Raw genomic sequence first — 4,511 nt, 5'->3', positions numbered from 1 at the left:
ATACAGATACATTTTCTATCACTGTTTTTACATTAACCAATGAATCATATACTCCTGCATATACATTGCCTATTACCAGGAATATACAAAGAGCTGATATCGCTAAGCTTCTTTTAGTCATTTTCGTTTCCTCCCTTATGCATTTCGAAGATTATTTAAACTCGTTAATATTCTGTCAATCAAAACATTTAGTTGATCTTGAGCTGAACAATCAGTAATCCAATCATTGTTGTCAAAACTGCCATTGGTGATACAACCATTCATTTTCGCTTGTATGTCATTTTGCAATTTAGAAACGGCTTCGCTAAATAATGCATCCTGTGAACCTGGATCTGATGCGGCTTTTGCAGCACCTATGATGTTAATCAATGCGTTTATCTTGTTGGATAATGCATTCTTACGATTATTGGCATTATTTACAAATGCAGAACTATTTAATGCATTAATCATTGCCTTTAGTTCCTCGCTTGCAGTTTCTGCAGTTATAATAGTTACAACCAATGAATCAGAACCAACATTACCTGCATGGTCTGTTGCAGTTACTGTAACAGTTGTATTACCGAGAGGATATATACCCGGTGCATCACTGGTTATTGCTGGATTTGGGTCCAGATTATCAGTTGCTGTCGGTGTTAAAACTACGGTTTCAGTCTCAATAAATGTAGTATCTGCACCTGCATTTACTACCGGAGGAGTTTTGTCTATGTTCAGTGTAAGAGATGTAGTTGCACTGTTACCCGCCAAATCTATTGCTTGTCCTGTTACAGTCTGGCTTGCTCCTTCAGCCATGACAGTAATAGGTGAAGTCAGAAAACCAATACCTGCCAATGTATCTTCACCGCTGAATGTTACTGTCACATCGATGTTGTTCCATCCATTTGTGTTCGGTTCTACTGAACGTGTTGCTGTTATCGTTGGCGGTGTTTTGTCAATGTTTAAAGTGACCGCTACACTTGCACTGTTTCCTGCTAAATCTGTTGCCTCTCCCCTAATGGTTTGACTTGCTCCTTCGGTAGTTACATTAATAGGTTCAGTAACAGTCGATACTCCTGACAGGTCATCCTGGGCAGCAAAGGAAACAATCACATCTGTGTTATTCCATCCATCCGAATTTGGTTCAGGCGAGACAGAAACTGTTATAGTTGGTGGAGCTTTGTCAATGTTAATCACAAGTGATTTTGTAGATTCCACATTACCGGCATTATCTACAGCATAATAAGTAACATTATGAACCCCATCAGTAGTTAAAGTAATCGCCCCGGCTTCTGTTCCACCATAAGTTTGTAATACACTAAGGCAATTGGATATAATTTCATCAGGCATGTCCCAATGAAGCTTTCCCAGATACGTACCATGGCCTGTATTTATATCCACGCTATAAACCAGATTGCCATTCCTTAAACCTATAAGCTTACCTGTAACCGGATCAAATTCCGTCCCGACACTCCACATATTAAGGTTAAAATCTATAGGAACATTAGTGGTTGTTCCGTTAGTCGTGTCTATTTTGAGAATCTGGTCAGGTATACCTTCTCCACCTGTCCATGCATATAACTCGTTATAAACAAAATTGTAAGCTAATCCACGATGCCCGTTTCCAATCGGATTCTCGCTGACTTTGACCCTCGCTCCCGTAGTCGTGTCAATAACATATAAATTATTCTCGATTCCATAAAGTTTCCCATTAGAATCAAAGGCAAGCCCATTCATCCAATAGGGTTCACCACCGGCTCCTATCAAATTAATCGCGCCGGTAAACCTGTCTATTTTATAAAGCTGTCCTGTAAATGGGCCGGTTGCAGGAGTAGGAATTGTACTTCTTGAACTCCATGCATATAACTCTCCTGTTAGAGGGCTGAATGAAAGTGAATTTGTAAATATATTAGGTGGATATCCATCAAGAGTAAGCGGAATATTTTTGGTAATTTCAATTATTCCGTTATTAATGGAATCAAGTTGGAAACCTATAAGAGTATTTGCACCCCCTGCCGGCGTAATTGCATAAAATGTAGTAACTGTCTCCGGCATTGAAGGTATAAAAATTACTTCCGGTTCTCCATCTACACTATAGTGAATTTCTTTTATACCTGATTCAGAATCAGCCGCTGACAATTCCACTTTAACATCTGATACATACCAATTATTTTCTGTCAAAGTGCCGGTTAAATTCGCCGTGGTAACAGGCATTTCCTTATCAATATTGACTGTTAAGTTTTTATTTGATTCCTGAATTCCGGCGTTATCTATTGCATAATAAATTATATTATGAACTCCATTGGAAGTAAAACTCATAGATGCCAAACTTTCCGTTACTATTACCTCGGGCTCACCATCTACAATGTAGTGAATTTCTTGGACACCTGATTCGGAATCAGTTGCTGACAGATCTACTGTAACATCTGATGTATACCAACCATTATCTCCTAATGTGCCAGTTAAATTCGCTGTGGTAACAGGTGGCGTTGTGTCAGGGACAGTCTTATTAATCTTAACCATCAAGTTTTTGAGTGTTTCTTGGTTTCCTGCATTATCTATTGAATAATATGCGATATTGTGAATTCCATCAGTGGTTAAATTAAAAGAAGCTTTATTAGAAGACCTATTTACAGTAGCATAAAAAATGTCATCACCCGGATCTCCTGCATGCAGGTAGTCAGAAGATGCAAAAGAAACCAGGTAAGCAATTTTTTCATTTTCTGTAAGCGTTCCAATCGCATATGGCTCACTAAAAGGATAAACAAGCCGTACAGGCTCTTGATAAACACTATTTATTATTTCTGAAACATAGTGTGGAAAAATACCAGTCCGGTCAGACCAGAAAATAAAATATTTACCATCTGAACTTAAATAAACCGGGCCGTCACGGTTTACAGTATTTATAGGAGAAGGTAAATGCTCAACTGTAAAATTCTGTCCATTGTTTAATATTTCAGCACGATATGCATCCCACATACCATATCCAACTCCAAAAACAGCATAATAAAGCCACTTTCCATCAGGAGTAATAAAACTAAGGTTGTTATTGATAGAAGATACATTAACATTGCTTGGTAGTACTGTTGGAGTTTGCCATACTCCATTTATATTCTCTGATCTCCAAATTCTTGTCCAGCGATATGGCACATCATCAGATCCTCTACCTCCTGAAGTAAAATATAATACCCTACCATCAGGAGAAATAGCAGGTTCGCCTTCGTCGCCCATTGTATTTATCGGAAAACCAATATTTTCTGCTGGCTGCCATTCTCCATTAATCTTATGTGACACATAAATATCCCCATACCCATATCCACCAGGGCGGTTTGACATAAAATAGAGATGATTCCCATCAGCTGTGAGAGAAGGATGTGTCTCAATATATGGCGAGTTAATATTAGAACCTAAAGAAACCGGGTTCCCAAATCTATATTCATCAAAAAAACCTACGGTAGAATCCCCCTGGGAAGGTATAAAAACTACTTCAGGTTCACCATCTACACTATAGTGAATTTCCTGGACACCTGATTGGGAATCGGTCGCTGATAGTTCCACTGTAACATCTGATACATACCAATCATCTTCCCCCAAAGTCCCAATTAAATTTGCTGTGGTAACAGGTGGCGTTATGTCACTCTTGTCAATATTAACTGTTAAACTTTTACTGGATTCCTGATTTCCGGCAGTATCTACTGCATAATAAGTTATATTATGAATTCCATTGGAGGTTAAAATAGTAGAAGTTAAGCTCCCTGTTACTATTACCTCCGGTTCATTATCTACACTATAGTGGATTTCTTTTACACCTGATTGGGAATCAGTCGCTGATAGCTCCACTATAACATCTGATATATACCAACCATTATCTCCTAACGTGCCGGTTAAATTCGCCGTGGTAACGGGAGGCGTAGTATCGGACGGTGTTCCTCCATGTCCGGATGGATGGCACGTTTTACAAAATTCTGTAGGTGTATATTGTGGGGGGCCTCCAAAACTATGGCATGATGCGCATGATGACATTATCACACTATGAGATGGATTTGGTCCTGGGTTATGAGCATCATGACAACTTTCACAAGTTCCACCAGTTATCCTAGCTTGTACCAGATCAGGAATTAAAAAAATAATAGAACACAAATATAGATTAATTAACAAAAACTTTATTATTGTTTTTTTCATTAATTTTCTCCTATGTTAAAAGTCAATTATTTTCTACTCTGAAGACTTATTTTTTAAATAGCTTCAGCTAATTTGAATTTATTAAAATCATCGAACACCCAATTATTTTTAAGTGTGCGATAAATTATTGTAAGAAACTTTCTAGCCCTTACACAAGCGTAATTTTTTGAAATAAAAGCGAAAAAGGACTTGAAATGCCCAATTCTATTGGTTAAAATGATTTTATCACAAAACATAACAACCAAAAAAAAGGGCATTTCAAGTGAATAAAAAATCTAAAGGAAAATATAGCAAAATACTAAGGAATCGTCAACAACAAATTGGACACCGATTAAGAAAAAAACAATGGGAAGACC

The 4,511-nt window shown here is 37.7% G+C and carries 1 protein-coding gene; it reads right to left on the bottom strand.

What is annotated here, in order from left to right; all coding sequences use genetic code 11:
• Window positions 1–135: 135 nt before the first annotated feature.
• Entirely contained in the window at window positions 136–4,155 is a 4,020-nt protein-coding gene (locus AB1414_16210; GenBank protein MEW6608964.1) for a hypothetical protein, read from the bottom strand.
• Between the last annotated feature and the right edge of the window lie 356 nt (window positions 4,156–4,511).

Source organism: bacterium (assembly GCA_040755795.1).
Taxonomy (GTDB): Bacteria; UBA9089; CG2-30-40-21; order CG2-30-40-21; family SBAY01; genus JBFLXS01.
This window is presented reverse-complemented; position numbering and strand designations above follow the sequence as displayed.